The 25,866-nt window shown below is 64.4% G+C and carries 22 protein-coding genes; 13 read left to right on the top strand and 9 right to left on the bottom strand.

Features of this window, described 5'->3' with window-relative positions; translation table 11 throughout:
• Window positions 1–29 precede the first annotated feature (29 nt).
• Window positions 30–1,148, bottom strand: a complete 1,119-nt coding sequence (hppD, locus tag ACXJMY_RS26855; protein ID WP_456622359.1) for a 4-hydroxyphenylpyruvate dioxygenase — start codon at window positions 1,146–1,148, stop codon at window positions 30–32.
• Between the two features lie 119 nt (window positions 1,149–1,267).
• Here hppD and ACXJMY_RS26850 point away from each other — a divergent pair, with 119 nt between their 5' ends.
• Window positions 1,268–1,747 (top strand): Lrp/AsnC family transcriptional regulator, encoded by a 480-nt coding sequence (locus ACXJMY_RS26850; protein WP_456622358.1) that lies wholly within the window; start codon window positions 1,268–1,270, stop codon window positions 1,745–1,747.
• A gap of 73 nt (window positions 1,748–1,820) precedes the next feature.
• Window positions 1,821–2,132, top strand: coding sequence for a DUF1272 domain-containing protein (locus tag ACXJMY_RS26845; RefSeq protein ID WP_456622357.1), 312 nt, complete (start codon window positions 1,821–1,823; stop codon window positions 2,130–2,132).
• Between the two features lie 133 nt (window positions 2,133–2,265).
• Here the strand turns inward: ACXJMY_RS26845 and fahA are convergent, their stop codons facing one another.
• The 5 genes from fahA to ACXJMY_RS26820 form a co-directional block, all read right to left on the bottom strand.
• A complete protein-coding gene (gene fahA / locus ACXJMY_RS26840; RefSeq protein ID WP_456622356.1) occupies window positions 2,266–3,537 on the bottom strand; it encodes a fumarylacetoacetase in 1,272 nt (423 codons plus the stop codon).
• A 109-nt stretch (window positions 3,538–3,646) separates the two neighbouring features.
• Window positions 3,647–4,993, bottom strand: a complete 1,347-nt coding sequence (hmgA, locus tag ACXJMY_RS26835; protein WP_456622355.1) for a homogentisate 1,2-dioxygenase — start codon at window positions 4,991–4,993, stop codon at window positions 3,647–3,649.
• Between the two features lie 2 nt (window positions 4,994–4,995).
• Window positions 4,996–5,952, bottom strand: a complete 957-nt coding sequence (locus ACXJMY_RS26830; RefSeq protein ID WP_456622354.1) for an MBL fold metallo-hydrolase — start codon at window positions 5,950–5,952, stop codon at window positions 4,996–4,998.
• A gap of 22 nt (window positions 5,953–5,974) precedes the next feature.
• A complete protein-coding gene (locus ACXJMY_RS26825; RefSeq protein WP_456622353.1) occupies window positions 5,975–6,199 on the bottom strand; it encodes a DUF2783 domain-containing protein in 225 nt (74 codons plus the stop codon).
• Between the two features lie 9 nt (window positions 6,200–6,208).
• Window positions 6,209–7,852: an FAD-dependent oxidoreductase gene (locus ACXJMY_RS26820; protein WP_456622352.1), complete on the bottom strand. Its 1,644-nt coding sequence runs from the start codon at window positions 7,850–7,852 to the stop codon at window positions 6,209–6,211.
• Window positions 7,853–7,961: 109 nt separating this feature from the next.
• On the opposite strand from ACXJMY_RS26820, the gene ACXJMY_RS26815 reads away from it, so the two are divergent.
• From ACXJMY_RS26815 to ACXJMY_RS26805, 3 genes are all read left to right on the top strand, one after another.
• Window positions 7,962–8,501: a MarR family winged helix-turn-helix transcriptional regulator gene (locus ACXJMY_RS26815; RefSeq protein WP_456622351.1), complete on the top strand. Its 540-nt coding sequence runs from the start codon at window positions 7,962–7,964 to the stop codon at window positions 8,499–8,501.
• Between the two features lie 90 nt (window positions 8,502–8,591).
• Window positions 8,592–9,311: a class I SAM-dependent methyltransferase gene (locus ACXJMY_RS26810; RefSeq protein ID WP_456622367.1), complete on the top strand. Its 720-nt coding sequence runs from the start codon at window positions 8,592–8,594 to the stop codon at window positions 9,309–9,311.
• Window positions 9,312–9,499: 188 nt separating this feature from the next.
• Entirely contained in the window at window positions 9,500–10,471 is a 972-nt protein-coding gene (locus ACXJMY_RS26805) for a DapH/DapD/GlmU-related protein (RefSeq protein WP_456622350.1), read from the top strand.
• Between the two features lie 182 nt (window positions 10,472–10,653).
• Here ACXJMY_RS26805 and ACXJMY_RS26800 read toward each other — a convergent pair whose 3' ends face one another.
• Entirely contained in the window at window positions 10,654–11,460 is an 807-nt protein-coding gene (locus tag ACXJMY_RS26800) for an N-acyl homoserine lactonase family protein (RefSeq protein WP_456622349.1), read from the bottom strand.
• 376 nt (window positions 11,461–11,836) lie between these two features.
• On the opposite strand from ACXJMY_RS26800, the gene ACXJMY_RS26795 reads away from it, so the two are divergent.
• The 6 genes from ACXJMY_RS26795 to ACXJMY_RS26770 all read left to right on the top strand — a co-directional run bounded on the left by ACXJMY_RS26795 (window position 11,837) and on the right by ACXJMY_RS26770 (window position 19,377).
• Window positions 11,837–13,351, top strand: coding sequence for a caspase family protein (locus ACXJMY_RS26795; RefSeq protein WP_456622348.1), 1,515 nt, complete (start codon window positions 11,837–11,839; stop codon window positions 13,349–13,351).
• A gap of 144 nt (window positions 13,352–13,495) precedes the next feature.
• Window positions 13,496–14,167 carry an OmpA family protein gene (locus ACXJMY_RS26790; protein ID WP_456622347.1) on the top strand — a complete coding sequence of 224 codons (672 nt, stop codon included), beginning with the start codon at window positions 13,496–13,498 and terminating at the stop codon, window positions 14,165–14,167.
• Between the two features lie 159 nt (window positions 14,168–14,326).
• Window positions 14,327–15,256 (top strand): efflux RND transporter periplasmic adaptor subunit, encoded by a 930-nt coding sequence (locus ACXJMY_RS26785; RefSeq protein ID WP_456622346.1) that lies wholly within the window; start codon window positions 14,327–14,329, stop codon window positions 15,254–15,256.
• Window positions 15,256–18,420, top strand: a complete 3,165-nt coding sequence (locus tag ACXJMY_RS26780) for an efflux RND transporter permease subunit (RefSeq protein ID WP_456622345.1) — start codon at window positions 15,256–15,258, stop codon at window positions 18,418–18,420. Before ACXJMY_RS26785 ends, ACXJMY_RS26780 begins: the two co-directional genes overlap by 1 nt.
• 7 nt (window positions 18,421–18,427) lie before the next feature.
• The gene (locus tag ACXJMY_RS26775) at window positions 18,428–18,649 is read left to right on the top strand and encodes a DUF4926 domain-containing protein (RefSeq protein ID WP_456622344.1); all 222 of its coding nucleotides are present in this window, start codon (window positions 18,428–18,430) and stop codon (window positions 18,647–18,649) included.
• A 359-nt stretch (window positions 18,650–19,008) separates the two neighbouring features.
• Window positions 19,009–19,377 carry a hypothetical protein gene (locus ACXJMY_RS26770; RefSeq protein ID WP_456622343.1) on the top strand — a complete coding sequence of 123 codons (369 nt, stop codon included), beginning with the start codon at window positions 19,009–19,011 and terminating at the stop codon, window positions 19,375–19,377.
• A gap of 261 nt (window positions 19,378–19,638) precedes the next feature.
• On the opposite strand, the gene ACXJMY_RS26765 is transcribed toward ACXJMY_RS26770, so the two are convergent.
• Both ACXJMY_RS26765 and ACXJMY_RS26760 read right to left on the bottom strand, forming a co-directional pair.
• Complete coding sequence (locus ACXJMY_RS26765; protein ID WP_456622342.1) at window positions 19,639–19,998, bottom strand: DUF6881 domain-containing protein; 360 nt, start codon at window positions 19,996–19,998, stop codon at window positions 19,639–19,641.
• Between the two features lie 169 nt (window positions 19,999–20,167).
• Window positions 20,168–20,842: a Crp/Fnr family transcriptional regulator gene (locus tag ACXJMY_RS26760; RefSeq protein WP_456622341.1), complete on the bottom strand. Its 675-nt coding sequence runs from the start codon at window positions 20,840–20,842 to the stop codon at window positions 20,168–20,170.
• 206 nt (window positions 20,843–21,048) lie between these two features.
• Here ACXJMY_RS26760 and ACXJMY_RS26755 point away from each other — a divergent pair, with 206 nt between their 5' ends.
• Both ACXJMY_RS26755 and ACXJMY_RS26750 read left to right on the top strand, forming a co-directional pair.
• Entirely contained in the window at window positions 21,049–23,121 is a 2,073-nt protein-coding gene (locus ACXJMY_RS26755) for an AsmA family protein (protein WP_456622340.1), read from the top strand.
• Window positions 23,122–23,296: 175 nt separating this feature from the next.
• Window positions 23,297–25,744, top strand: a complete 2,448-nt coding sequence (locus ACXJMY_RS26750; protein ID WP_456622339.1) for an adenylate/guanylate cyclase domain-containing protein — start codon at window positions 23,297–23,299, stop codon at window positions 25,742–25,744.
• Window positions 25,745–25,866 lie beyond the last annotated feature (122 nt).

The raw sequence follows: 25,866 nt of genomic DNA, 5'->3' as shown, positions 1-25,866 counted from the left end.
GATGCAACAGTGTGCCCAACAATGGCAGCTTACGCCGCATTCCCCACCTTCAACACCCCGCGCCGGATCTGATCCTCCTCGATCGACTCGAACAGCGCCTTGAAGTTGCCCTCGCCAAAACCGTCGTCGCCCTTGCGCTGGATGAACTCGAAGAAGATCGGGCCGATCGCGTTGGCGGAGAAGATCTGAAGCAGCACCTTGGTCTGGCCGCCATCGACCACACCTTCGCCGTCGATCAGGATGCCGTTGGTCTTGAGCCGGGCAACGTCCTCGCCGTGCTTGGGCAGGCGCGCGTCGATCCGCTCGAAATAAGTGTCGGGCGGCGCCGGCATGAAGGGAAGGCCGGCTTCGCGCAGGCCTTCAATGGTCTGGTGGATGTCGCGGCAGCCGCAGGCGATGTGCTGGATGCCTTCGCCGCGATAGATCTTGAGATACTCCTCGATCTGGCCGGAATCGCCGGCGTCCTCGTTGATCGGAATCCGGATCTTGCCGTCGGGGCTGGTCAGCGCACGCGAGAACAGGCCGGAGGCGCGGCCCTCGATGTCGAAGAAGCGGATCTGGCGGAAGTTGAACAGCTTTTGGTAGAAGCCCGTCCACACATCCATGCGGCCGCGATGGACATTGTGGGTGAGGTGATCGAGATAGAACAGGCCCGCGCCGGCGGGCTGCGGATTGTGCGCGCCCAGCCATTCGAACTCGTCATCGTAGGCAGAACCCTTGACGCCGTAGCGATCGACGAAATAGAGCAGGCTGCCGCCGATGCCCTTGATCGCGGGCACATCGAGCGTCTTCTGCGCCGATGATGCGTCCGCAGGCTCCGCCCCGAGCGAAAGTGCGCGGTCGTAGGCCGCCTTCGCATCGACCACGCGAAACGCCATCGACGGCGCGCAGGGACCATGTGCGGCGACGAAGTCGAAGCCGTGGGTGCCGGGCTCCTCGTTGACGAGATAGTTGATGTCGCCCTGGCGATAGACCGTGATTGTCTTGGTCTTGTGGCGCGCGACGGGCGCATAGCCCATCAGCTTGAACAGCGCGTGCAGCTCTTCGGGATTGGGATGCGCATATTCGACGAACTCGAACCCGTCGGTGCCCATCGGATTGTCGGCGCTGATGGTGGCCGGCGGTGCATCGTGCGGAAACGGACCCATGGTGCTCTCCAATTGCTGCTGCCATGAACTATCCTTCACCGGCCATGCAATGAGCGTGCAAACGGGACGCATTTCGGCTATCATATGCACGATCCGTGCATGAAATGGACAAGCGACGCATGATCTCGGTAGACGCCTTCGACCTCAAGATCCTGAGCGCGCTCCAGGATGACGGCCGCCTCACCAACCAGGAGCTCGCCGAGCTCGCGGGCCTGTCGGCCTCGCAATGCTCGCGCCGGCGGATGCGGCTGGAGGAGGAGAAGGTGATCGCGGGCTATCACGCCGATCTCTCCAGCGAGGCGCTCGGCTTCGGCGTCATCGCCTTCATCCAGGTGACGCTCGCCACCCACTCACCGGACAATTCCAAGCGCTTCCGCACGCTGGTCAACCGCATCGACGAGATCCAGGAGGCCTACTCGCTGACGGGCGATGCCGACTACGTGCTCAAGGCCGTGCTGCGCGATTTGAAGGGGCTCTCCAACCTCGTCAACGACGTCTTGATGCCGCACCAGAGCGTGGCGCATGTGCGTTCATCGATCGTGCTTGACAGGTTGAAGGAGAGCACGCGGTTGCCGCTGAGGGAGCCGAAGGTTGGCTGAAATCGAGGGAACTACGCCATTCGCGCTTCACGCGCCGTCTGCGATGATCAAGCCAGTCTGCGGAGATTGAGCCATGGCCCTCCAGCTTCGACCGAACTGCGAATATTGCGACCGCGACCTGCCGCCTGATGCAACGGACGCGCGGATCTGCTCCTATGAATGCACGTTCTGTGCGGATTGCGTCGAGACGAAACTGTCCAACGTCTGCCCCAACTGCGGCGGCGGCTTTGCGCCGCGCCCGATCCGCCCCACGCAAGAGTGGCGGGCGGGCGTCTGCACGACCAAGCAGGCGCCGTCGGACAAGCGCGTGCATTTGAAGTACAGCGTGGAGGATGTCGCCGCACATTGCGCGAGGATCAAAGACGTGGCACCGGAGAGACGGTGAACTGCTCCCACATCGTCGAACCCGTAGGGTGGGCAAAGCGAAGCGTGCCCACCGCCCGCGCAATTGTAGAAGAGTGGTGGGCACGGCGCTAACGCGCCTTTGCCCACCCTACGAAGTCGGAGCGTGCCGCGCCCTACTCCACCGCCAAAATCGTCCCCTCAACCTCCCCGAACCCGACCCGATAACCGTTGCCCTGGCACCAGCCGCGCATGACGAGGCTGTCGCCATCTTCCAGGAACGATCGCTTGACGCCCCCGGGCAGTTCGACCGGCTCGGTGCCGTTCCAGCTGATCTCCAAAAGGCTGCCGCGCTGGTTCTTCTCCGGGCCGGAGATGGTGCCGCTGCCGAGGAGATCGCCGACATTCATCGCGCAGCCCGAGGAGGCGTGGTGCATGAGCTGCTGCACCGAGGACCAGTACATATACTTGAAATTGGTGCGGCTGATGCTCGTTGGCGCGTTCGCGCTGCCGGGCCGCAACGAAACATCGAGCTCGATGCTGTAATTCCGCGGCTTGTCCTGCCTGAGATAGGCGAGCGGCACCGGCTCCTGCTCCGGCCCCTTCAGCCGGAACGGCTCCAGCGCCTCGCGCGTCACCACCCATGGGCTGATCGAGGTCGCAAAGGCTTTTGCAAGGAACGGCCCGAGCGGCACATATTCCCATTGCTGGATGTCGCGCGCGCTCCAGTCATTGAGCAGCACGAAGCCGAAGATCATCTCCTCGGCCTGCTGCTCCGTCAGCATGCCGCCCATCGGCGAGGGCTGGCCGACCACCACGCCCATCTCCAGCTCGAAATCGAGCCGCTTGCAGGGCCCGAAGCTCGGCACATCTACGTTCGGGGGCTTCAGCTGCCCGCGCGGCCGCTTCACCTTGGTGCCTGACACCACGACGGTCGAGGCGCGGCCGTTATAGGCGATCGGCATGTGCAGCCAGTTCGGCTGCAGCGCATTGTCCTTGCCGCGGAACATCACGCCGACATTGGTGGCGTGCTCTTTCGACGAATAGAAATCGGTGTAGCCGGAGACCGCGAACGGCAGATGCAGTCTTGCATCCCGCATCGGCACCATCGCTTGCTTGCGCAGCTCCTCATTGTCGCGCAGCTCCGGATTATCGTGGCGCAGCAGCTCGCTGATCCGCGCGCGCGTCTTCGTCCAGACTTTTGGTCCCAGCGCCATGAATGCATTGAGCGAGGATACGGCGAACACGCCGAGCGGGCCGACATCGAGCCGCGAGTCCTGCTCTAGCTCCCAGAGATCGAGCACATAATCGCCGATCGCGACACCGACGCGCTGCGTCGGATTGGCCGCCGTCGAGAACACGCCGTAGGGCAGGTTCTGGATCGGGAAGTCGGAGGCGGGATCGACGTCGATGAAGGAGCGAAGGCTGGGGTCGTTGGGTTGGGGCACACGAGTCTCCAATCAGATAGTCGTCATGCCCGGGCTTGACCCGGGCATCCATCATTTCGAAGAGGGATGGATCGCCGGGTCAAGCCCGGCGATGACGAGCAACAAAACATCACGGCCTATTCGGGTCGAACCGCTTCTCCAGGCCCTTCCAGCAATCCGCGTAATCGTCCTGCAGCGTCGACGAATTCGCGGCATGTGCGGTGACGCGCTGCGGGTAGCGGGTCTCGAACATGAAGGCCATGGTGCCGGTCAGCTTCACCGGTTTCAGCTCACCATTGCTGGCGTGCTCGAAGGCGTCGCGGTCGGGGCCATGCGGCAGCATGCAATTGTGCAGGCTGATGCCGCCCGGCACGAAGCCTTGCGGCTTGGCGTCGTAGACGCCGTAGATCAGGCCCATGAACTCGCTCATGATGTTCATGTGATACCAGGGCGGGCGGAAGGTGTTGTCGGCGACCGTCCAGCGCTCGGGGAAGATCACGAAGTCGATGTTCGCGGTCCCGGCGGTCTCCGACGGCGAGGTCAGCACCGTGAAGATCGAGGGATCGGGATGATCGAAGCCGATCGCGCCGACCGGCGAGAAGGTGCGCAGATCGTATTTGTAGGGCGCGTAATTGCCATGCCAGGCGACCACGTCGATCGGCGAATGGGCGAGCTGCGTCTTGAACAGCGCGCCGCCCCATTTCACGAACAGCTCGGTCGGCGTGTCCTTGTCCTCGTAGTGAGCAACCGGGGTCAGGAAGTCGCGCGCATTGGCAAGGCAGTTGGCACCGATCGGCCCGCGCTCCGGGAGCGTGAAGGCGCCGCCATAGTTTTCGCAGAGATAGCCGCGCGCCGGCCCGTTCACAATCTCGACGCGGAATTTCACGCCGCGCGGGATCACCACGATCTCGCCGGGCTCGGCGTCGATGCGGCCGAACTCGGTGACAAGGCGCAGATTGCCTTGCTGGAGCACGAACATCAGCTCGCCGTCGGCATTGTAGAAATGCTGGTCCACCATCGACTTGGTGATGAGATAGACATGCGCGGCCATGCCGGCCTGCGTGTTGACGTCGCCGGCCGTCGTCATGGTCTGCACACCCTGGAGGAAGGTCATATCCTCCTTCGGGATCGGCGCCGGGTCCCAGCGCAGCTGCGCGATCGGCAGATCGTTCTCATGGCACGGCGCCGAGCGCCACAGGCCGGCATCGGCCTTCTCGAACCGGCCGGAGTGCTTCACCGACGGGCGGATGCGGTACAGCCAGGAGCGCTCGTTGGTGCCGCGCGGCGCGGTGAAGGGCGAGCCGGACAGCTGCTCGGCATAGAGCCCATAGGCGCAGCGCTGCGGCGAGTTGCGCCCGATCGGCAGCGCGCCCGGCAGCGCTTCCGTCTCAAAGCTGTTGCCGAAGCCGGACATGTAGCCCGGCGTGACCTGCGCCGAGCTGCGGATGATCTGATCGGGCGAGGTGTTGATGTTCATGTCTATCCTCCTCCTTGCAGGGCGGCCCACATCTCCTGGTCGCGCTTGTCGGTCCAGATCACGGGGTCGTCGATCCCTGATGCTTCGTCATAAGCACGCGACACGTTGAACGGCAGGCAGTGCTCGTAGATGGCGAAGCTGTGGAATTTCGGGTCCATCACTTCGCGCGTCGCGGCCATCGATTCCTTCAGCGTGCGCCCCTTGGCGACAGAGATTTCGGCGGCGCCATAGAGCGAGGTGACGAAGTCGCGTGTCATTGCGATGGCTTCGCGCACAGTCGCTGTACCCTTCAGCGCGTCGCCGCGGCCGGGCGCGATCGCCTTGGGATTGAAATTGCGGATCTCGTTCAGCGTCATCGGCCATTCGCGCAAATGCGCGTCGCCGCAATAGCAGGCCGAGTGATATTCGATGAGATCGCCCGAGAACATCACCTCCGCGTCCGGCACCCACGCGACGATATCGCCGGAGGTGTGGCCGGCGCCAAGCTGCATCAGCCGCACCTCGCGCTTGCCGAGATAAATCGACATCTCGCCTTCGAAGGTGAGCGTCGGCCAGGTCAGGCCGGGAATGCTTTGCGCGTCCTGGAACAGGCGCGGGAAGCGGCCGTATTCGGAATCCCAATCCTGCTGGCCGCGCTCCGCGATCAGCCGGTGGGTCTCCTGCGAGGCCACGATGCCCTGCGCCTTGTAGGCGGACGCCCCTAGCACGCGCACGGCGTGGTAATGCGACAGCACGACATATTTGATCGGCTTGTCGGTGACGGTGCGCACGCGCTCGATCACCTTGTTCGCCATCGCCGGCGTCGCCTGCGCATCGAACACGAGACAGCCGTCATCGCCGACGATGATCGCGGTGTTCGGATCGCCCTCGGCGGTGAATGCATAGAGATCGGGGCCGATCTCGGAGAAGGTGATCTTCTTCTCGGAGAGATCGCCGGTGGATGCGAAGTTCTTCGCCATCAATTCATCCTTTGAGAGCTTGCTATTGTTGTTGCTGCTGTTGCTGCTGGCCGTCGATCATGCGGCGCCTGGCCAGCACGATCGCTTCCCGCAGCAGATCGATATCGCCGATATGGTTGGCAAGGATCAGGACCAGCGCGGCGTCGAAATCGGCGCTCTGCTCGTCCGTGAGCCCGCGATGCGCCTCGACGATGGTGCGGAAGGCATCATCCGGCCGTGCGAAGTTGGAGCTGGTTGAAAGCGGCATGCGGTGACCTCAATTCAAGCCTTCAGCCCGCGACAGCGCCGCCGCAACGCCGGCGCGCGTCGGGTGACGGAAGCGCGCCGCGACATAGCCGTCAGGCCTGAGCAGATAGGCTGTCCCCGGCTCGGCGTCGTAGCGCTTTGCGGCAAGGCCCGCCGGATCGGCCAATCCGCCCTCGCCGCCGATGCGGATATCCTTCACGCCTTCGGGCGTCTCGACCGCCGCGCCATTGCTGAACGACAGCAAGGTGAACTCCGTTCCATCCTCGCGGAACGCATCGGTCAGATAGGCCTGCCCGCCCTCGCGCGTCGCGACCGGCGCATCGGGCATGGAACAACCGGGCTGCGGTCCACCGCGCCACGCATCGGTATCGGGCGATGACAGCGGCGTATCATAGCTGCACGGCACCGAGAGCCGCCCGCCATTGACCATGCGCTTGCCGAACTCCGTCTCCTTGGCCAGCGACAGCACCGCCTTGCGCAGCCGCGCCTCCTGGTGCGAGTTCGGCGCCATGAAATCGGTCGAGCGGGTTGATTCGCGGATGTTCTCGTCCGCCGCCATGCTGCGTTCAGTGTGGTAGCTCTCGAGCAGGCTCGCGGGCGATTTCCCCCGCAGCACGCGGTCGAGCTTCCAGGACAAATTCTCGGCGTCTTCAAGCCCGGAATTGGCGCCACGTGCGCCGAACGGCGAGACCTGATGCGCGGAATCGCCAGCGAACATCACACGGCCATGGATGAAGCGATCCATCCGCCGGCACTGGAATTTGTAGAGCGAGATCCACTCGAATTCGAACTTGTCGTGGCCGAGCATGCGCGCGATCCGCGGCCGCACGTTTTCCGGCTTCTTTTCGACAATTGGATCGGCGTAGCGATTGAGCTGGAGGTCGATGCGCCAGATATCGTCGGGCTGCCGATGCAACAGCGCGGAGCGGCCGGCGTGGAACGGCGGATCGAACCAGAACCAGCGCTCGGTCGGGAATTCCGCGGTCATCTTGACGTCGGCGATCAGGAACTGGTCCTCGAACACCTGGCCGGCGAAGTCGGCGCCGACCATCTGCCGCAACGAGGACCGCGCGCCGTCACAGGCGATGACGTATTGCGCATGCAGGCGATAGGCGCCCTCGGGCGTCTCGATCGTCAGCGCAACGGAATCGTTGCGGCTCTCCAGCGCCGTCACCTTGTTGCGCCAGCGCAGGTCGATCCCGGGAAGATCCTGCACGCGATCGACCAGATAGGCCTCGGCGTAATATTGCTGAAGGTTGATGAAGGCCGGCCGCTTGTGGCCGTCCTCGGGCAGCAGGTTGAACTGATAGAGCTGCTGTTCGCCGTGGAAAATGCGGCCGACGCTCCACACCACGCCCTTCTCGACCATGCGGTCGCCGACGCCGAGGCGGTCCCAATATTCCAGCGAACGCTTCGAGAAGCAGATCGCGCGCGAGCCTTCGCCGATGCGGTCGGCATCGTCCAGAAGAATGACGCGCTGGCCGCGCTGGGCGAGGTCGATCGCCAGCGACAGCCCGACCGGGCCCGCGCCGACCACCACGACCGCGTGCTCGGCCGGGCTCTGGCCCGGGCGATCCTGATCGGGGTGGCGACGATAACCGAACTGGGTCTTCGCCTGATAGGTTTTGGCCTGCTGGGTCTTGGCCTGCGCCATGCGCTAACCTCGGCTCTGGTCAGGGGAGGACTAATCTGCTAGATAGTCTCACGTGCAACTATTTTGGACCGGAGCCGGCCGGCCGTCAACTGGAATTCGGAGCGCATTCTTGGCGAGGACATCAGACACCGCGCTGAAGACGCGAGAAACAAGCGAGGCATTGCCGAGAGCAAAGGCGCGGCTCGACCTGTTCAGGTTTGTGCCGTTCCGCCTCAACCGGCTCGCCGCGGAAGTCAGTTCCGCGCTCGCGGTCGAATATCAGGAGCGCCACGGCCTCGACATTCCGGCCTGGCGCGTGATTGCGACGCTCGGCTTCCGCAACGATGCATGTAGCGCGCAATACATCTCGCAATGCACCCGCACGCACAAATCGACCATCAGCCGCGCAGTGACGACGCTGCTGCATCAAGACCTGATCGAGCGCGTCGAGAACGAGGCTGACCGCCGCGAATTCCGCCTGCAACTGACCAGGAAGGGCCGCGCACTCTACGAGGAGCTCTTTCCGCAGTTGTTGCGGCGGGAGGATGAGATCCTCGCCTGCCTGTCGGCGCAGGAACGCAAGCAATTGTCGGCGCTACTTGGCAAAATCGAGCAGAGCCTCGACCTGATCCAGACCAGCGAAGAGGCGGACGCGAAAGAGGCGTATTAGGGCGCGTACCCATAGAGGCGCAGACGTTGGCTTTTGGGGGTCCGGTTGAGAAAGCTTGGTAGGCCCGTGACGGCAGTTGCGCATATTGCGATGCTACTTGTGGCGTTTGCTGCAACTCGCGCATACGCCGCTGACATTGGTTATCTGGCTTCCCCCGGAGTCGCTGCAAACGAGTTTCCCTCACCGCAGCGCCCTGTTGCACGGATCGTCAGCCCACGCCGCTCCGCCGAAGAGCACCGCGACGCCCTCAATGAGGCCGGTCAAATCGCACGTGTTCTCGAACTGAAACCAGGTATGACAGTCGGCGACATTGGAGCAGGCAGCGGCTACCACACGGTCAGGCTCTCGCGCCTCGTCGGACCCGCCGGCTCTGTCATTGCCCAGGACGTCACGCGGGATTACCTCATCGAACTCGCCAGGCGAACAGTCCTTCTGAAGTTGACGAACGTTCAATTCGCGCTCGGCGAACCGCACGACCCGCGTCTGCCCGCTTCCTCGCTGGATGCCGCAATCCTTGTGCATATGTATCACGAGATAGCCCAACCCTATGCCTTCCTCTACAATCTCGCGCCCGCCTTGAAGCAGGGTGCGCGGGTCGGAATTGTCGATCTTGAGCTTCCGACGTCGAAGCATGGCACGCCAATTGAGCTCTTGCGCTGCGAATTGACCGCCGTCGGCTATCGCGAGATCGCCACATATAAGCTCGCAGGGGACGGAGGATACCTGGCGACATTCTCTCCTCCGGAGGTAGCGGCTCGAAAATCTCCCCGCGATATCGTTGCTTGTCGGGATCCTTCCGGCGCTCGTTGACACCACGCCCGCCGTCCGTCTCAGAGGCTGAACATGTCCGAAGAAGAGGTCAGACCGGACGTTGCCGGCTGAGGCTCACACCAGGGCTTTTGCCCCGAAGCCGACCTGGCTGCGACCGCGGTGGTTGCCAATTCCAACGGTGCTCGCGTATCTATTCCGTGCAGGATCATAGAGCGTGAGTAATTCAAATGACGATGGAATTCAGAGGCGCGAGCGGCGAGGGATTTGCTACAATAACCCGAGACGGTCGCGTGCTGGATTCGTGGTTTCTTCGGCTGCGCTTGACCGCGGAAGCGGACAAGGTAGCAACGGCGCCGCTGACCAAGCAGGAGATCGTAAGATCGTTAGGTGGTTCGGCAGATGGATATGCGCGATTCGACAGTATTCGCGACGTCGACATCGTTCCAATCCATACCCAAATTGAGTCCCTGGCATCCGCGCCGACTGGCGTGCACGACTCGTATCTTCGACTCCATCTGCTGAGCCACCGGCTCGTCCAGCCCAATTGCCTGAACCTTGAAGGAATTTTCAGCCTGTTACCCAGCAACGCTTGGACGACTCTCGGTCCCTGCGAGTACTCTCGTGTGCCACAAGCGCGAATGGAGGCACGAAAGCGCGACCTCGCGTTCGAGGTGACCGCCGTCGACAAGTTCCCGCGCATGACCGATTATGTGACGCCAGCAGACGTGAGAATTGCAGATGCCGCTCGTGTAAGGCTCGGAGCTTACCTCGCACCGGGCACGACCGTCATGCATGAGGGCTTTTGCAATTTCAATGCAGGCACGCTTGGTCCCTGTATGGTCGAAGGTCGGATAAGCGCAGGTGTGGTTGTTGGTCGTGGCAGCGACGTTGGTGGCGGGGCGTCGATCATGGGCACCCTGTCCGGCGGAGGGAAAGAAAGGATTACAGTTGGCGAGCGCTGCTTGATCGGAGCGAACGCAGGTATCGGCATTTCATTGGGTGATGATTGCGTCGTCGAAGCAGGCTGCTATGTCACAGCGGGTGCCCGCATTCTTCTGGAAGATGGCCGAGTCGTGAAAGCTAAAGAACTCTCGGGCCAGAAGGGCCTTCTATTTCGGCGCAATTCCCAAAGCGGCGCCCTTGAGGCAACCCGGCGCGCGCCAAATTGGGACGGCCTCAACGCGCAGCTTCACGGTTAGGCAGCTAACTCTAGGCTAGGAGTCACCGGCGACGAGCGTGGCGCGCCAGCGATGTCGCCTTGTGGCCCGACCAGGACCTCCGGCGGTGCTCGTTTGCGCGCTGCTTTCAGGAGCACAGCGGACATCAGGCCCGCCCGATCTGAGCCGCGCCTAGGACTTAGAAGTACACGCCCCGGATTCCGTCACTTCGCAAACGATCTCGACGGCGGCAAATGCAGCGCCCAGACGTCGACCTTGTCGCTGGCACGCGGATAAATCTCCGTCACGATCGGGTCATGGCCGGGAATGAACCGGTCGGGATGGCCGGCGAGGCGCTCGATCGTCTCCCAGCCGGCCGCCATGTCGCCGACATTGTAGACGATCGGAAACGGGCTCCTGCGCTGGAGATTGGCGTAGTAATGCGCGGCATCGGAGGCGAGCACCACGGGTCCGCGCGCGGTCTCGACCTTCACCACCTGCAAGCCGTCCGAATGACCGCCGACGCGGTGCACGGTCACGCCCGGCGCGATCTCGCCGTCGCCGGAATAGAACGTGACCCGCTCGCCGTAGACATGACGCACCATCTGCGTGACGTGCTCGACCGAGAACGGATGCCGCAGCAGGCCGTTGCACATGCAGCGCCCGGTCGCGTAAGCCATCTCGCGCTCCTGAAGATGGAAGCGCGCGTTCGGGAAGCGATCGAGATTGCCGGCGTGGTCGTAATGCAGATGCGTCACGATAATGTCGCGAAGGCTCGACGCCGCGACGCCAAAACGTTCCAGCGCATCGACCGGATTGAGCGTCAGCTTGCGCGCCCGTGCGCTCGCCTCCTCGGCATTGAAGCCGGTATCGACCAGGATGTCGCGGCCGCCGCCGCGGATCAGCCAGACGAAATAGTCGAGGTCCTGCGCCGCGCTGTCATGCGGATCCGGCGCCAGGAAGTTCATGCTGGGGGTGCGCGGCGACATCGTCGCATAGCGGAGCGCGTAGATTTCGTGGGCGTTTCCCATGGTTTTTGGTCTTTGCTTTTATTTTTCTGAGTGGACGGGACGATCCATCGCAGCAAGCCATCGTCCACCGGAAAGGTCAAACACCGCGCATTGCAACGCAGACTGGCCCATAATGTGAGACCAATCACATTATCGTCGCCATGGCTGTCCTAACATGACTGCCACAATGCCCAACCGGACAGCCTCGAGTGCAATCGTGACCGCCCGTTCATTCCCCTCGCGGCACGCCCCTGCGTCGCGGTCAAATGTCGCGATAACGCCGAATCTGCAAGCGGTTGACGCCCCACTTCCCCGGTTTGATAATGCACATTGCGTAAGTTAAGGTCGCCGCGGCGCAAGCTGGGAACGGCGCCTTTTTGGCTGGACCGCGCTGATTATGAAAATTCGCTTCGTTCTTCTTCTGCCATTGCTGGTTTCGCTCGTCGCGGCCGCGCCATCCTTGGCGGCCGGCGACCGCTATGCGCTGGTCATCGGCAATGCCAAATATCCGGACGCGGACGCCCCGCTCAAGGAACCGCTCAACGACGCGCGCGACGTCGCCGACGAGCTCAAGCGTGACGGCTTTTCCGTCGAAATCGGCGAAAACCTGACCAGCGACGGCATGCGCCGTGCCTTCGACAAGCTCTACGGCAAGATCAAGCCGGGCTCGGTGGCGCTGGTGTTCTTCAGCGGTTTCGGCATCCAGTCGGCCCGCCAGAGCTACATGCTTCCGATCGATGCGCAGATCTGGACCGAATCCGATGTGCGCCGCGACGGTTTCAGCCTCGAGACCGTCCTTGGCGAGCTCAACACCCGCGGCGCCGGGGTCAAGATCGCGCTGATCGACGCCAGCAGGCGCAACCCGTTCGAGCGCAGGTTCCGCAGCTTCTCCGCCGGCCTGACGCCGGTCATCGCGCCGAACGGCACGCTGGTGATGTATTCGGCGGCGCTGGCCTCGGTGGTGTCCGATGCCGGTGGCGAACACAGCCTGTTCGTGCAGGAACTGCTGAAGGAAATCCGCGTCCCCGACCTGATGGCGGAAGAAACGCTGAATCGCACAAAGATGGGCGTCACCCGCGCCTCGCGTGGCGAGCAGGTGCCGTGGATTTCGTCCTCGCTGGCCGAGGATTTCTCCTTCATTCCGGGTGCGAGCGGATCGCGCCCGGCGGCAGCCGCGCAGCCGCCGGCACCTCCGCCGCCCGTGGTCGCAAACAATCCTCCGCCCGCTCCACCGTCGCCGCCTCCGGCACCGAAGCCTCCGGCTGAGACAACCGCCGCGCCAGCCCCGCCGGCTCCGCCAGCTCCGCCAAAGCCGCAGGTGGAGGCCGCTCTGCCCCCGGCGCCGCCGCCCGTGAAGCCGGCCGATCCCGGCCCCGGGCCGAGCACCGATAGCGGCCCGAGCCAGGCCGCATTGGCCGACGACCCGACCGTCAAGAGCCTGACGGCCAAGATCGCCGCCAATCCGGACGACGTAAACGCGCTGTACCGGCGCGGCCAGGTCTATGCCAGCAAGGGGGCCTACGGCCTCGCCATCAAGGATTTCGACGACACGCTGCGGATCAACCCGAAGGACGTCGAGGCGCTGAACAACCGCTGCTGGACCCGCACCGTGGTCGGCGATCTCCAGGCCGCGCTGAAGGATTGCAACGAGGCGTTGCGGCTGCGGCCGAATTTCGTCGATGCGCTGGACAGCCGCGGGCTGGTCAACCTCAAGTCGGGAGCGGTCAAGAACGCCATCGCCGATTTCGACGCGGCGCTGAGGATCAACCCGCGCCTGACGTCCTCGCTGTTTGGCCGGGGGATCGCCAAGCAGCGCAACGGCTCGGCCCAGGAAGGGGCGCTCGACGTCGCCAACGCCAAAGCGATGGATCCGAACATCGTTCAGGAATTCGCAAGTTACGGAGTACGTTGATATTTTTTTGAATTGAGGCCGGTCCGCCTCGAACCCTCGGCGGCCCGGCGAAGACTAATCGGACGGATGCCGCAAGCGGCCTTTTGGGGGCCCTAGTGCAGAATTTTGGAACCGCGCGGACTTGCTGCGCAGGAGGGACTGGCAATGAGATTGGCTGTCAGAGGACTTACCGCGATCCTTTCGATCATCACCATCGGCGCCGCTCTGTCGTTGCCGGTCTCGCCCGCGCGCGCGGGCGACGACGGCAACAGCAAGAACGTCACCGAGGACGAGATCATCCGCGCGCTGGCGCCCGCGCCGAAGAAGCCCCTGACCCGCGGCCTCTCGATCAGCCCGCAGGCCGATCCCGCGCCGAGCGCGACTGAGACCAAGCTGATCCAGTCCGTGCGCGGCCGTTCAACGCGCTCGCTCTCGTCGACCGAGCGCGAGGAGATCGCCTCGGCCGCCAAGGACAAGCCGAACATCGATCTCGAGATCACGTTCGACTACAACTCGGCCAATATCAGCAACAAGTCGCTGGCCTCGGTTCAGGCGCTCGGCCGGGCGCTGACCAGCCCTGAGCTGAAGGGCTCGACCTTCGTCGTCGCGGGCCACACCGACGCCGCCGGCGGCGAGGCCTACAATCAGGACCTGTCGGAGCGTCGCGCGGATTCGATCAAGCGCTACCTCGTCGACAAGTACAGCATCTCGGCGACCGACCTGGTCACCGTGGGCTACGGCAAGAGCAAGCTGAAGGACCCGAACCAGCCGATGGCGGAGGTGAACCGCCGCGTGCAGGTCGTCAACATGGAAAACAAGACCACCGCATCGAAGTGACCACGGCGCAATCCTGTTGAAGTGACAAGTCCTGATGTGGTGTAAAAGCTTGCTTCCGAAGCGCGTCCCGCAGCCTTGCGGGACGCCGCTTCGTTTCAGGGAAATGCTCTCGCAAGGCCCCGCGCGGACGGCCGCGAGCCAGGCCAGGATGATCCGGCGATGAAGATCTCCGAATATCTCAAGCCTGCCGGAACCGTCCTGTTCATCGTTGTGCTCGGCGTCGGCTATTATCTGTTCGAGCATCGGCATCGCCCCGAGGCGAAGGACACGCCGGGTGAGGCGCTCGTCATCGTGACGAAGTCGACCAACGCCTGCTTCTCCGACCTCGTACGGGTGACCGGCTTCTTCGTGCCGCGGCGCGAGGCCGTGGTCGTCGCCGACCAGGAAGGATCCAGGGTCACCGACGTCTTCGTCACCGAAGGCGCCATCGTCACCGAGAACCAGGAGCTGGCGCGCCTGACCGCGCCGCCGCAAATTCCGGGGCAGCCGCAACGACCCGGCGCGCAGGGCCCGATTTCGTTGAAGGCGCCCGCCCCGGGCCTCGTCACCGAAGTCCGCACCATCGTCGGCGCGCCGGCCTCGCCGCAGGCGGGTCCGATGTTCCGCATCGCCGTCAACAACGAGATCGAGCTGGATGCGCAGGTTCCGGCCGTTCACATGCCCAAGCTCAGCGCCGGCGCCACCGTCCGCATCAGCCGCGACGACGCGCCCGACCTGATCGGGCGGGTCCGGCTGGTTGCGCCGGAAATCGACCGCACCACGCAGCTCGGCCGCGTCCGCATCAGCGTCACCAACAATCCCTCGCTGAAGATCGGCACGTTCGCCCGCGCCTCCATCGACGCCAAGCGAAGCTGCGGCGTCGCGGTTCCCAAGACCGCGATCGACCATCTCACGGTGCAGGTCGTCAAGGGCAACACGATCGAGACGCGGAGGGTGCGGGTCGGATTGACGTCCGACAGCGCAACGGAAATCCTGGAAGGGCTCGAGGTCGGCGAAATCGTCGTGGCCGACGCCGGCTCTTCGCTCCATGACGGCGACCAGATCAAGACAATGTTCGCCGATGAACTCGATCGCACGCGGGTACGCTGATGGCTCTTAATATCTCCGCATGGTCGATCCGCCATCCGCTGCCGTCGGTGGTCTTTTCGATCATCCTGCTGATCCTCGGCTGGGTCTCCTTCACCAAGCTCGCGGTGACGCGGCTGCCTTCGGCCGACATTCCCGTGATCTCGGTCGCGGTGTCGCAGTTCGGCGCGGCGCCCGCGGAGCTCGAATCCCAGGTCACCAAGACGGTTGAAGACGCGGTCTCCGGCGTCGAGGGTGTGCGGCACATCAACTCGTCGATCACCGACGGCCTGTCGGTCACCACCATCCAGTTCGCGCTGGAGACCAATACCGACCGCGCGCTCAACGACGTCAAGGACGCGGTGACGCGCGTCCGCTCCAACCTACCGCAGAACGTCACCGAGCCGCTGATCCAGCGCGTCGACGTCATCGGCCTGCCGATCGTCACCTATGCCGCGATCTCGCCCGGCAAGACGCCGGAGCAGCTGTCTTATTTCGTCGACGACGTGGTCAAGCGCGCGCTGCAAGGCGTGCGCGGCGTCGCCCAGGTCGAGCGCATCGGCGGTGTCGAGCGCGAGATCCTGGTCTCGCTCGATCCCGACCGCATGCAGGCGATGGGGCTGACCGCCGTCAATGTCAGCCAGAGCCTGCGCGGCACCAATGTCGACGTCGCCGGCGGCCGCGCCGAGATCGGCAAGAACGACCAGGCCATCCGCACGCTGGCCGGCGCCAAGACGCTGAGCGACCTCGCTGGCACCATGATCCCGCTGTTCGGCGGCGGCGAGGTCCGGCTCGACGATCTCGGCACCGTCACCGACACCATCGCCGACCGCCGCACCTTCGCCCGCTTCAACGGCGAGCCGGTGGTCGCGCTCGGCATCAAACGCTCCAAGGGCGCCAGCGACGTGAAGGTGGCAGAGGCCGTGGAGAAGCGTATCGAAGCGCTGAAAGCCGCCTACCCCGACGTCGACCTCAAGCTGATCGACACCTCGGTCGAATACACCAAGGGCAATTACCACGCGGCGATCTCGACCCTGTTCGAGGGCGCCATCCTCGCCGTCGTCATCGTGCTGCTGTTCCTGCGCGACCTGCGCGCCACCGTCATCGCCGCGATCTCGCTGCCGCTGTCGATCTTCCCGGCGTTCTGGGCGATGGACCTGCTCGGCTTCTCGCTGAACCTCGTCAGCTTCCTCGCCATCACGCTGTCGACGGGCATTCTGGTCGACGACGCCATCGTCGAGATCGAGAACATCGTCCGGCACATGAACATGGGCAAGTCGCCCTATCGTGCCGCGCTGGAAGCCGCCGACGAGATCGGCCTCGCGGTGATCGCGATTTCGCTGACGATCATCGCGATCTTCGCGCCGGCGAGCTTCATGTCGGGCATCGCCGGACAGTTCTTCAAGCAGTTCGGTATCACCGTCTCGGTGCAGGTGTTCTTCTCGCTGCTCGCCGCGCGCTTCGTCACGCCGGTGCTGGCCGCCTATTTCCTCAAGCACCATACCCATGAGGAGCCGCCGCCCGGCCGCGTGCTGCGGTCCTACCACCGGATCGTGGCCTGGTCGGTGAAGCACTATTTCATCACGGTGCTGATCGGCTTCGGCGTCTTCGCCGCCTCGATCTGGAGCATCACGCTGCTGCCGCAAGGCTTCCTGCCGGCGCAGGACAGCGCGCGTTCGCTGCTTGCCCTCGAGCTGCCGCCGGGCACCCAGCTCGCCTACACCGAGAAGGTCACCGAGGACATCGTCGCGCGCCTGCGCAAGCGGCCCGAGGTGAAGAGCATCTTCGTCGATGGCGGGCGCGTTCCACCGGGCACCCAGGAGGTCCGTCGCGCCGCCCTGATCATCAACTACACGCCCAAGGACAGCCGCGACATCACCCAGCGCGAGCTCGAATTCTCGATCAGCCAGGAGCTGGAGAACGTTCCCGACATCCGCTTCTGGTTCCTCGACGAAAACGGCCTGCGCGCCATCTCGCTGGTCGTGACCGGCGTCGACGCCAACATCGTCAACAACGTCGCGAGCGAGCTTGCGACGCAGATGAAGCGGATCCCGACCATCGCCAACGTGATCTCGGAAACCTCGCTGGAGCGGCCCGAGCTGCGCGTCGAGCCGCGGGCCGATCTCGCCGCGCGGCTTGGCGTCTCGACCGAAAGCCTGTCGCAGACCATCCGTGTCGCCACCATCGGCGATGTCGGTCCTGCGCTCGCCAAATTCGACGTCGGTGACCGCCTGGTGCCGATCCGCGTGCAGCTCGAGGACGCCGCGCGCGGCAATCTGAAGACACTGGAGCAATTGCGCGTGCCGCTCGGCGAGCACGGCGAGAAGGGCGGCGTGCCGCTCTCGGTCATCGCCGACGTCAAGCTCGACCAGGGCCCGACCAGCATCAACCGCTACGATCGCGAGCGTCAGGCGACCGTCGCCGCCGACCTCGTCGGCACCGCCGCGCTCGGCGACGCCACCAAGAAGATCGCCGATCTGCCGGTGATGAAGAGCCTGCCGAAGGGCGTTAAGGTGAGCCCCTCCGGCGACGCCGAAAGCCTGAACGAGCTGTCCGACGGCTTCGCCACCGCGATCACGGCGGGCCTGATGATGGTCTACGCCGTGCTGGTGCTGCTGTTCGGAACCTTCCTGCAGCCGATCACCATCCTGTTCTCGCTGCCGCTGTCGATCGGCGGCGCAATCGCGGCGCTGCTGGTCACCGGCAAGCAGCTCACCACGCCGGTGTGGATCGGCATTCTGATGCTGATGGGCATCGTCACCAAGAACGCGATCATGCTGGTGGAATTTGCGATCGAGGCGATCCACGCCGGCAAGGCGCGCGAGGAAGCGATGATCGACGCCGGCATGAAGCGCGCCCGCCCGATCGTGATGACCACGATCGCGATGGCCGCCGGCATGATGCCGAGCGCGCTCGCGGTTGGCGCGGGCGGCGAGTTCCGTTCGCCGATGGCACTTGCGGTGATCGGCGGCCTGATCTTCTCGACCATCCTGTCGCTGGTGTTCGTGCCCGCGATGTTCATGGTGATGGACGACCTCGGCGCCCTGATCTGGCGCTTCGGCAAGCGGCTGATCGTGCACAGCGAGGACACCGCGCCCCCCGATCATCACGGAGCCGCCCCCTCCGGCGCCACGCCGGCGCAGGCAGCGCCGGTGCCGAAGAGCATCGTGCACCCTGCGGCGGAGTAGATCCGCGTTGCTGGCAAGCTTTCCGGAACACCGGTTGGCGCGAGGAAACGTCGGGACGATCGTCGAGGAGCTCGACGACAAGACGGTGCTCGTCGAACTCAGTGACGATGATGGGCGACGATATGCCGTCGCCCCGTGCCTCCGATCAGAGTTCCTTTCGCTGTGGGATATACCTCTACATCGGCAGACCGAATCGCCGCCTGGCACGCCAATAGATCGTCAAACCTGAAAACTCTACTCCACGCCACGACTGTTCTCCCCCAAACAGAAACTCCTATTGGGCAGACAATCGATTTTGCACCGATGAGCGTCGAGAGAACTTGGCTTCGGATTGCAAGAGCAGTGCAGGCAGCATGATCGCGGCATCTCGAAAATCGCAGTTTTATCTTAGTTCCGCGATACCTCTGATCAACCTACGTATTTTTGACCTCCTATTTTGACTTAGATCAACGAACGGACTGGGACAAAGCAGTCCCAATCCCGGCCGTGCGAGTTTTCGCCGAAGTAGCATCGTCAGGCTCGCAAACGTCGATAGGCTACTGCTAGGCGTGGCAGTGTGCGCCACGGTCCAAGCGCAAGGAGGAAGCCATGATAAATCTGAAAGCTCTTGGCGCGGTCGTTATTGCGGCATCCGTCCTGTCCAGTTCTGCTGCACTGGCGCAGGCGGCCCTCTCCAATCCGGACGAATGCCAAGCTGAATTCGCCAGCTGCACGGGTCTTGGAACCGGGAATACCCCCACCGGCTATCGATATGGGCAATCAACTCGGCGAACGGCATATCGCCAGCCGGCGGCGGCGGGCACTACCGTCGGCAGCTGGGGCAATTCCTACGCTGCCATGTCCGGCGAGATGGGCTGGCACGGCAACTGGAACACCTACGCCGCTCGCAACGGCATCGTCTGCCGGCCCGGAACCTATTTCAAGGGTGCTGACGGTCTGCGGCATCTCTGCCAATAGGTCCTCCGCTCCGAGGCAAAATCAGACGGCCCCAAATGGGCCGTCTGTTTCATTCCGGAGAGCGGGTCTCGTCCTGAGTGGGTCAGCATGGAGGCAGGCAGGCGCTTGTCTGCCAGCTGATGACCGCTTCTGGCCCGCAGCCAAACAACGCTCAAGCATTTGCCACGTCCGCTGTCGCTGTCAGCAGTAGGTCGGACATCGGCCTGCGCAGGTCCACACTGCCGCCTTTGACCCGAAGGAGACCTTAAGCTTCGGGCAACTTCAGAATTGGACGGTTTTCGGAAAGCCGTCTGGGAACCAAAACGGCGTGTCCGTCCCCCGTTGCCAGAGTTGCTCGAATTCAATGGCCGTAATGAGATTGAGCGGAATGCTGCGCACGGTCTCGATGAATGGACCTTCCACGAGCGATGGACATCTGTTCCCCTTCCGCTCCTCAAGCGCGATGCTGTTGCGCTCAATGCGACCGTCAGCGAAGACGTCAACCGTGCGCAAGACAACATCCGCTACGGTGTCGACCTCGTAATAGATCCAAGTCGGCTCGTCTGGATGCACGTTAGGATCGGGCCAACGACCACCGTAACACTTGATGCTATTCAGGTCTGGGGTCGAGTGGTTTGTCATTTTCGTCAGCCTTGGCGGTCTCCGGTAGGGGAGGCGCCCTCTGTTATATCCGGCCTGGCCTGTGATGCCTGTTGGCCCAAGGCCGACATGCAGTCATGTCGGCTTCAAAGTCGCCTTCTGAGAGCAAAGCGGACGCGACGAATTTATGAGTGCACGCCCTAGCTGCGCTCTACTCGTTCCGCGCGATCGCGGTCAGCTTGGTCATGTTCCGCAGCAGGATGCGGCCGCGCTGGAGATCGAGGATGGCTTCCTTGCGCCAGGCCTGGAGCTGGCGGTTGACGCTCTCGCGGGCCGCGCCGACGAAAACGCCGAGCTGTTCCTGCGAGATGTGCACCTCGGAGCCGAAATCGGCGGCGAGCGCGCACAGCCGCCGCGCCAGCCGCACCGGCAGCGGTTGCAGCATGGATTCTTCCATGCGCTCGCTCTGCCAGCGGATGCGCTGACAGAGCAGCGCGATGATCTTGATCGCGACCTTAGGCTCCCGCTCGAGGAAGGCGAGGAAATCTTCGCGCCGCAGCACGAACAGCTCGCTGACCTCGCCTGCTGTCGCGTCCGCGGTGCGGCTCTGGCTGTCCAGCACCGCAACCTCGCCGAACAGGTCGCCGGGACCCATGAAGTTCAGCGTCAGCCGGCTGCCGTCGGAGGCGCCGGTCTCGATGCGGACTTGGCCACGGCGCACGCCGAACAGCGCGTCGCCCGGATCACCCTTCTGGAACAGCACCTCGCCGTTCGCCAGATGCTGGGTGTGGCAAAGATTGGACAGCCGCTGGAGCTCGTCCGTGCCGAGATCGGCGAACATCGGGTTCATTTTCAGAATGACCGCAAATTCGGCCTGCTTGCTCATTTCAATTCCCTCGGCAATACCCTTGGAAACATCAACATCATGAACTCACCATGGAGAAGTGTGTCACAAGTCACATAACTTTGCAGCATCCCCTGTTTATTTTTGGCCGCTTGGAGCGGTTTCCCGTCCCGGGATAGACTGACGGGCAATGGCGGGTCATGCGCCCGGCCGGGTTCGACGCCGCTGTCCCTGTTTGGAAAGTCGACATGAGAATAGTGAAATTCGCCGGCGCTGCGGTCGCCGCCGTGATCGCCGTCATCGCACTTCTCCTGGTGATCGGAATCCCGTCGGGTTTCCTGACCGCGACGATTGCGTCGCGGGTCGAGAACGCAACCGGTTACCGCCTGTCGATCGACGGCACCACCAGGATCAGCCTGTGGCCGACGCTGAACGTGACGCTGAACGACCTCACGCTCCAGGACGCCAAGGATCGCAGCGGCATCACGCGCCTGACGATCGACAGCGTGCAGGCCGACATGTCGCTCTCCAGCGCGTGGTCGGGCCGGCCGAAGATCACCGAGCTGGTCATCACCCATCCCGTGCTCTACCAGCCGCTGCTGCGCGAGCGCCTGCCGAACGCCGAAGCGTCGCCCAAGCTGCTCGCGCCTGACATGGATGGCGTGACCATCGAGCGCATCAAGGTCATCGACGGCGAAGTCGCCTTCGCCCGCGTGCGCGACCGCACCGAGAGCCGCATCAGCGCCATCAATGCCGACGCCGTCACCGGCCGCGACCGCAACGTCAACATCACCGGCACTGCGCGCGTCGGCGAGCATCCGACCAAATTCGACATCAAGGCCGTCACGCCCGCACCGCCGACCGATCGGCCGACGATCCCGGTCGATTTCGCCATCGACATGCCCGACGTGCTGAAATCCCAGCTCTCCGGCCATGCCGAGATGCGGCTCAACGGTTCCGTCGTGATGATCAACAGCGTCAATGGCTCGCTTGGCGATGGCGCGTTCAACGGCTGGGCCTCGGTCGACATCGCGAGCAAGCCGCTGGTCAAGGTCGATCTCGACTTCCAGCGGCTGACGATTCCGCTGGCGAAGTCGCCCGACGGTGCATCTGGGCAGCCCTGGAGCAACGCGCCGATCGACGTCTCCGGGCTCAATTATGTCGATGCGCAAATCAGGATATCGGCGAACGAAGCCGTCATCGGCGAGGCGCGCCTTGCGCCGCTCGCACTCGATGCAAAGCTCGCCGGCGGCGTGCTGAAGGCCGGCACCGCCAATCTCGGCGCCTATGGCGGCCAGGTCTCGGGCGAAATGATCCTGGATGCGACCAGCGGCGCACCGAGCTTCGCCATGCATTCCGACCTCACCGGCGTGCGCGCGCTGCCGCTGCTCAAGGGCCTTGCCGAATTCGACCGGATCGACGGCAAGCTGCAAGCCAAGCTCGCACTGCGCAGCGCCGGCACCAGCCAGCGCGCGCTGATGACCAACATGCAGGGCACCGCCTTCGTCAATTTCCAGGACGGCGCCATCCGCGGCATCAATGTCGCGCAGATGATCCGTTCGCTCACGACAGGCACGCTGTCCGGCTGGCAAGAGAACCAGAACCCCAGCCAGGAGCAGAGCACGGATTTGTCGCAGCTCTCCGCCTCCTTCCGCGTCGACAAGGGGCAGGCTGTGACGACCGATCTCAATTTGATCGGGCCGCTGGTGCGCGTGACCGGCGCCGGTACGATCGCACTCGACACCAAGATGATGGGCTTTCGCGTCGAGCCGAAGCTCGTGATGACGACCGAAGGCCAGGGCCGCACCTCCGAGCCGGTCGGCTTCGGCATCCCCGTGATGATCCAGGGCTCCTGGTCGCAGCCGCGGATCTATCCGGACATGGCCGGCATGCTCGACAATCCGGACGCCGCCTATGCCAAGCTGCGCGACATGGGCAAAGGCCTGTTCGGGCCGGACGGCGCCGGGCTCGGCAATATCCTTGGCAATCTCGGGCTCGGCGGCGCCGCGCCGGGTGGCGGTACCGCCCCAGGCAATGCCAATCCGCAAACGCAGCAGCCGGGGCAGAACAATCTGCTCGGCGGCCCGCTGGGCGAGGCGCTCGGCAACCTGATCCAGCAGGGGCTCTCCGGCGGCGCTGCAACCGGCACTGGCACGGGCACCAGCACTGGTGGTACCGGCCGCAGCCGCAGCCTGCCCGCAACGCCGTCGACCCCGGCGCCGCAGGCCTCGCCCGCGTCTCCCGCCCAGGACGACCCGCCGGCCGCACAGCAGGACAGCCAGCCGATGAACGACGTGCTGCGGCAGCTCTTCAATCGGTGATCGACGGAGCTTGCGTCCTGCGACAATTCACCACCCGGCCGGCCCGTCAGGCGTTCCACGGCGGGTAACCACGTCGGCCGCTCCGCCGGTCCCCCGGCCCAAATTGTGGTAGAAGTGCGGTCGGGCCCGTACGGCCCGTAGCGCGCAGCGTCGATGGCGGCGCGAGAGGATCCGGATGGCAGGGGCGACCGACAAGACCAGGTTTCTGCGCGAGGGCTTGTTCGCCAAATACGTCGTCTCCCTCGTCGGCCTCGTCGTGTTCGTGCTCGCCGTCAACGGCGCGATGGAGACCTGGATCTCCTACCGCGCCACCAAGACACAGCTGACCGACGGTCTGGAGGACAAGGCGCAGGCCGCCGCGCGGCGCATCGAGCAATCGGTCTCCGAACTCGAGCGCCAGATCAGTTGGGTGACGCGGGCAAGCCAGGACACCCTTGAGAAGCGCCGCGCCGACTACGCCCAGCTCCTGCACCAGGTCGCCGTCGTCACCCAATTGTACCAGCTCAATGGCGAGGGCCGCGAGGTGCTGCGCGTCTCGCGCCAGTCGACCACGACCGGCGGCAACGCCGACCTCTCCCGCGACATGCGCTTCACCGACACCGTCGCCCGCGGCGTCAGCTACGCGCCGGCCTATTTCGTCGATCAAAGGCCGGTCATGTCGATCTCGGTGGCGCATTCCGGCTTCAACGCCGGCGTCACCGTGGCCGAGATCGATCTCAGCTTCCTCTCCGACTCCCTGTCCGATGCCCAGGTCGGCAAGGCCGCCTTCGCCTATGTCGTGGATCCGCGCGGCCGCGTGCTCGCGGCGTCGCCGAGGGGGCCCGACATCGGCAAGGACCTGTCGAAGCTGCCGCAGGTCGCCGCCGCCATCGCGCCCGGCCGCGCGCCCGACACGTCCGGCACCGACTTCAACGGCCATTCGGTGCTGACCGCCGCGAGCGTCGTGCCGAAACTCGGCTGGAGCGTGCTGTTCGAACAGCCGACCACCCAGGCGCTGACGCCGATCCGCGACCAGCTCGTGCGCATCGCGCTGCTGATCGGCATGGGCCTGATGGTCGCGATCCTCGCGGGCACGCTGCTCGCCCGCCGCATGATCATCCCGATCACCGCGCTGCGCGACGGCGCGCACAAGCTCGGCGAAGGCGACTTCAGCCATCGCATCGAGGTGCACACCTCCGACGAGCTGGAAGACCTTGCCGGACAGTTCAACCGCATGGCCGGCCAGATCCAGGAGACCTATTCGGACCTGGAGACCAAGGTCGAGGAACGCACGCGCGATCTCGCGCAGTCGATCAACGAGCTCAAGGTGCTGGAAGAGGTCGGCCGCGCGGTCGCCTCCTCGCTCGATCTCAACGCCGTGCTGCCGACGATCGCGGCGCGCGCGATCGAGATCACCCATGCCGATGCGGTGGTGATCTACGGCTACGATGCCGAAACGCGCCGGTTCAACCTGGTCGAAGCCAGCGGCATCGACAAATCGGCCGAAGGCGCCCATGTCACGATCGACGAGGGCCAGAACATCCTGAGCGATGCGGCGGCGAGCTGCGAGCCGATCGCGCTTCCCGATCTCGACCAGGCCGCCGAGCAGCCGCTGCGGGACGCCGCGATCGAAGCCGGCTTCCACGCGGTGCTGGTGGTGCCGCTGGTGGACCAGCAGGGCACGCTCGGCTCGCTGGTGGTGCTGCGCCGCGCCAGCGGCGAGTTCGAAAGCAGCGTCACCGCCTTGATGCGCACCTTCGCGCACCAGGCGGTGCTGGCGATGCGCAATGCGCGGCTGTTCAGCGAGGTCGACCACAAGGGCCGTGAGCTCGCCGCCGCGCACGAGACCGTGCAGCAGCAGGCGACAAAGCTCCAGGAGCAGACCGAGCAGCTCCGCAACTGGAATCGCTCGCTGGAAGAGCGCGTCGAGAAGCAGCTGGGAGAGATCGGCCGCATCAAGCGGCTCGAACGTTTCCTCGCCCCGCAGGTCGCCCAGCTGATCGCCTCCTCCGACGGCCACGATGCGCTGCTCGACAGCCACCGCCGCGAGGTGACCGTGGTGTTCTGCGACCTGCGCGGCTTCACCTCCTTCACCGAGGCGACCGAGCCGGAAGAGGCGATGAACGTGCTGCGCGAATACCACGCGGCGCTCGGCGAATTGATCCATCGCTACGAGGGCACGCTCGACCGCTTTGCCGGCGACGGCGTGATGATCCTGTTCAACGCGCCGATTCAATTCGCCGACCACACCAAGCGCGCGGTGAAGATGGCGGTCGAGATGCGCGATACGATCGGCAAGCTGACCGAGAAATGGAAGAACCGCGGCCACTCGCTCGGCTTCGGCCTCGGCGTCGCCATGGGCTACGCCACGCTCGGCCAGATCGGCTTCGAGCAGCGGCTCGAATATGCCGCGATCGGCAGCGTCACCAACCTCGCCTCGCGCCTCTGCGACGAGGCCAAGGCCGGCCAGGTCGTGGTGGCCCGGCGCGTCTACGGCATCGTCGAACCCTTCGTCGAGGCCCGCGCGCTCGACGATCTCGTGCTCAAGGGCTTCAATCACCCCGTGCTGGCGATGGAGATTTTGTCGTGGCGCGAGGAGGTGGAGAACGTGGTGGACGCCTCGGCGGCAAGACGGCGGGGGTGAGTTCTTTCTCAATCCGCAAGGAAGGCAAACTTAAACTCTCCCCGGGTCGTCCCGGCGAAGGCCGGGACCCATACCGCGGAATCTATCGATTGCGGGTGGTCTTGGTCCCGAACGACTAATCT

It is taken from the genome of Bradyrhizobium sp. P5_C12 (assembly GCF_054049735.1).
This window is presented reverse-complemented; position numbering and strand designations above follow the sequence as displayed.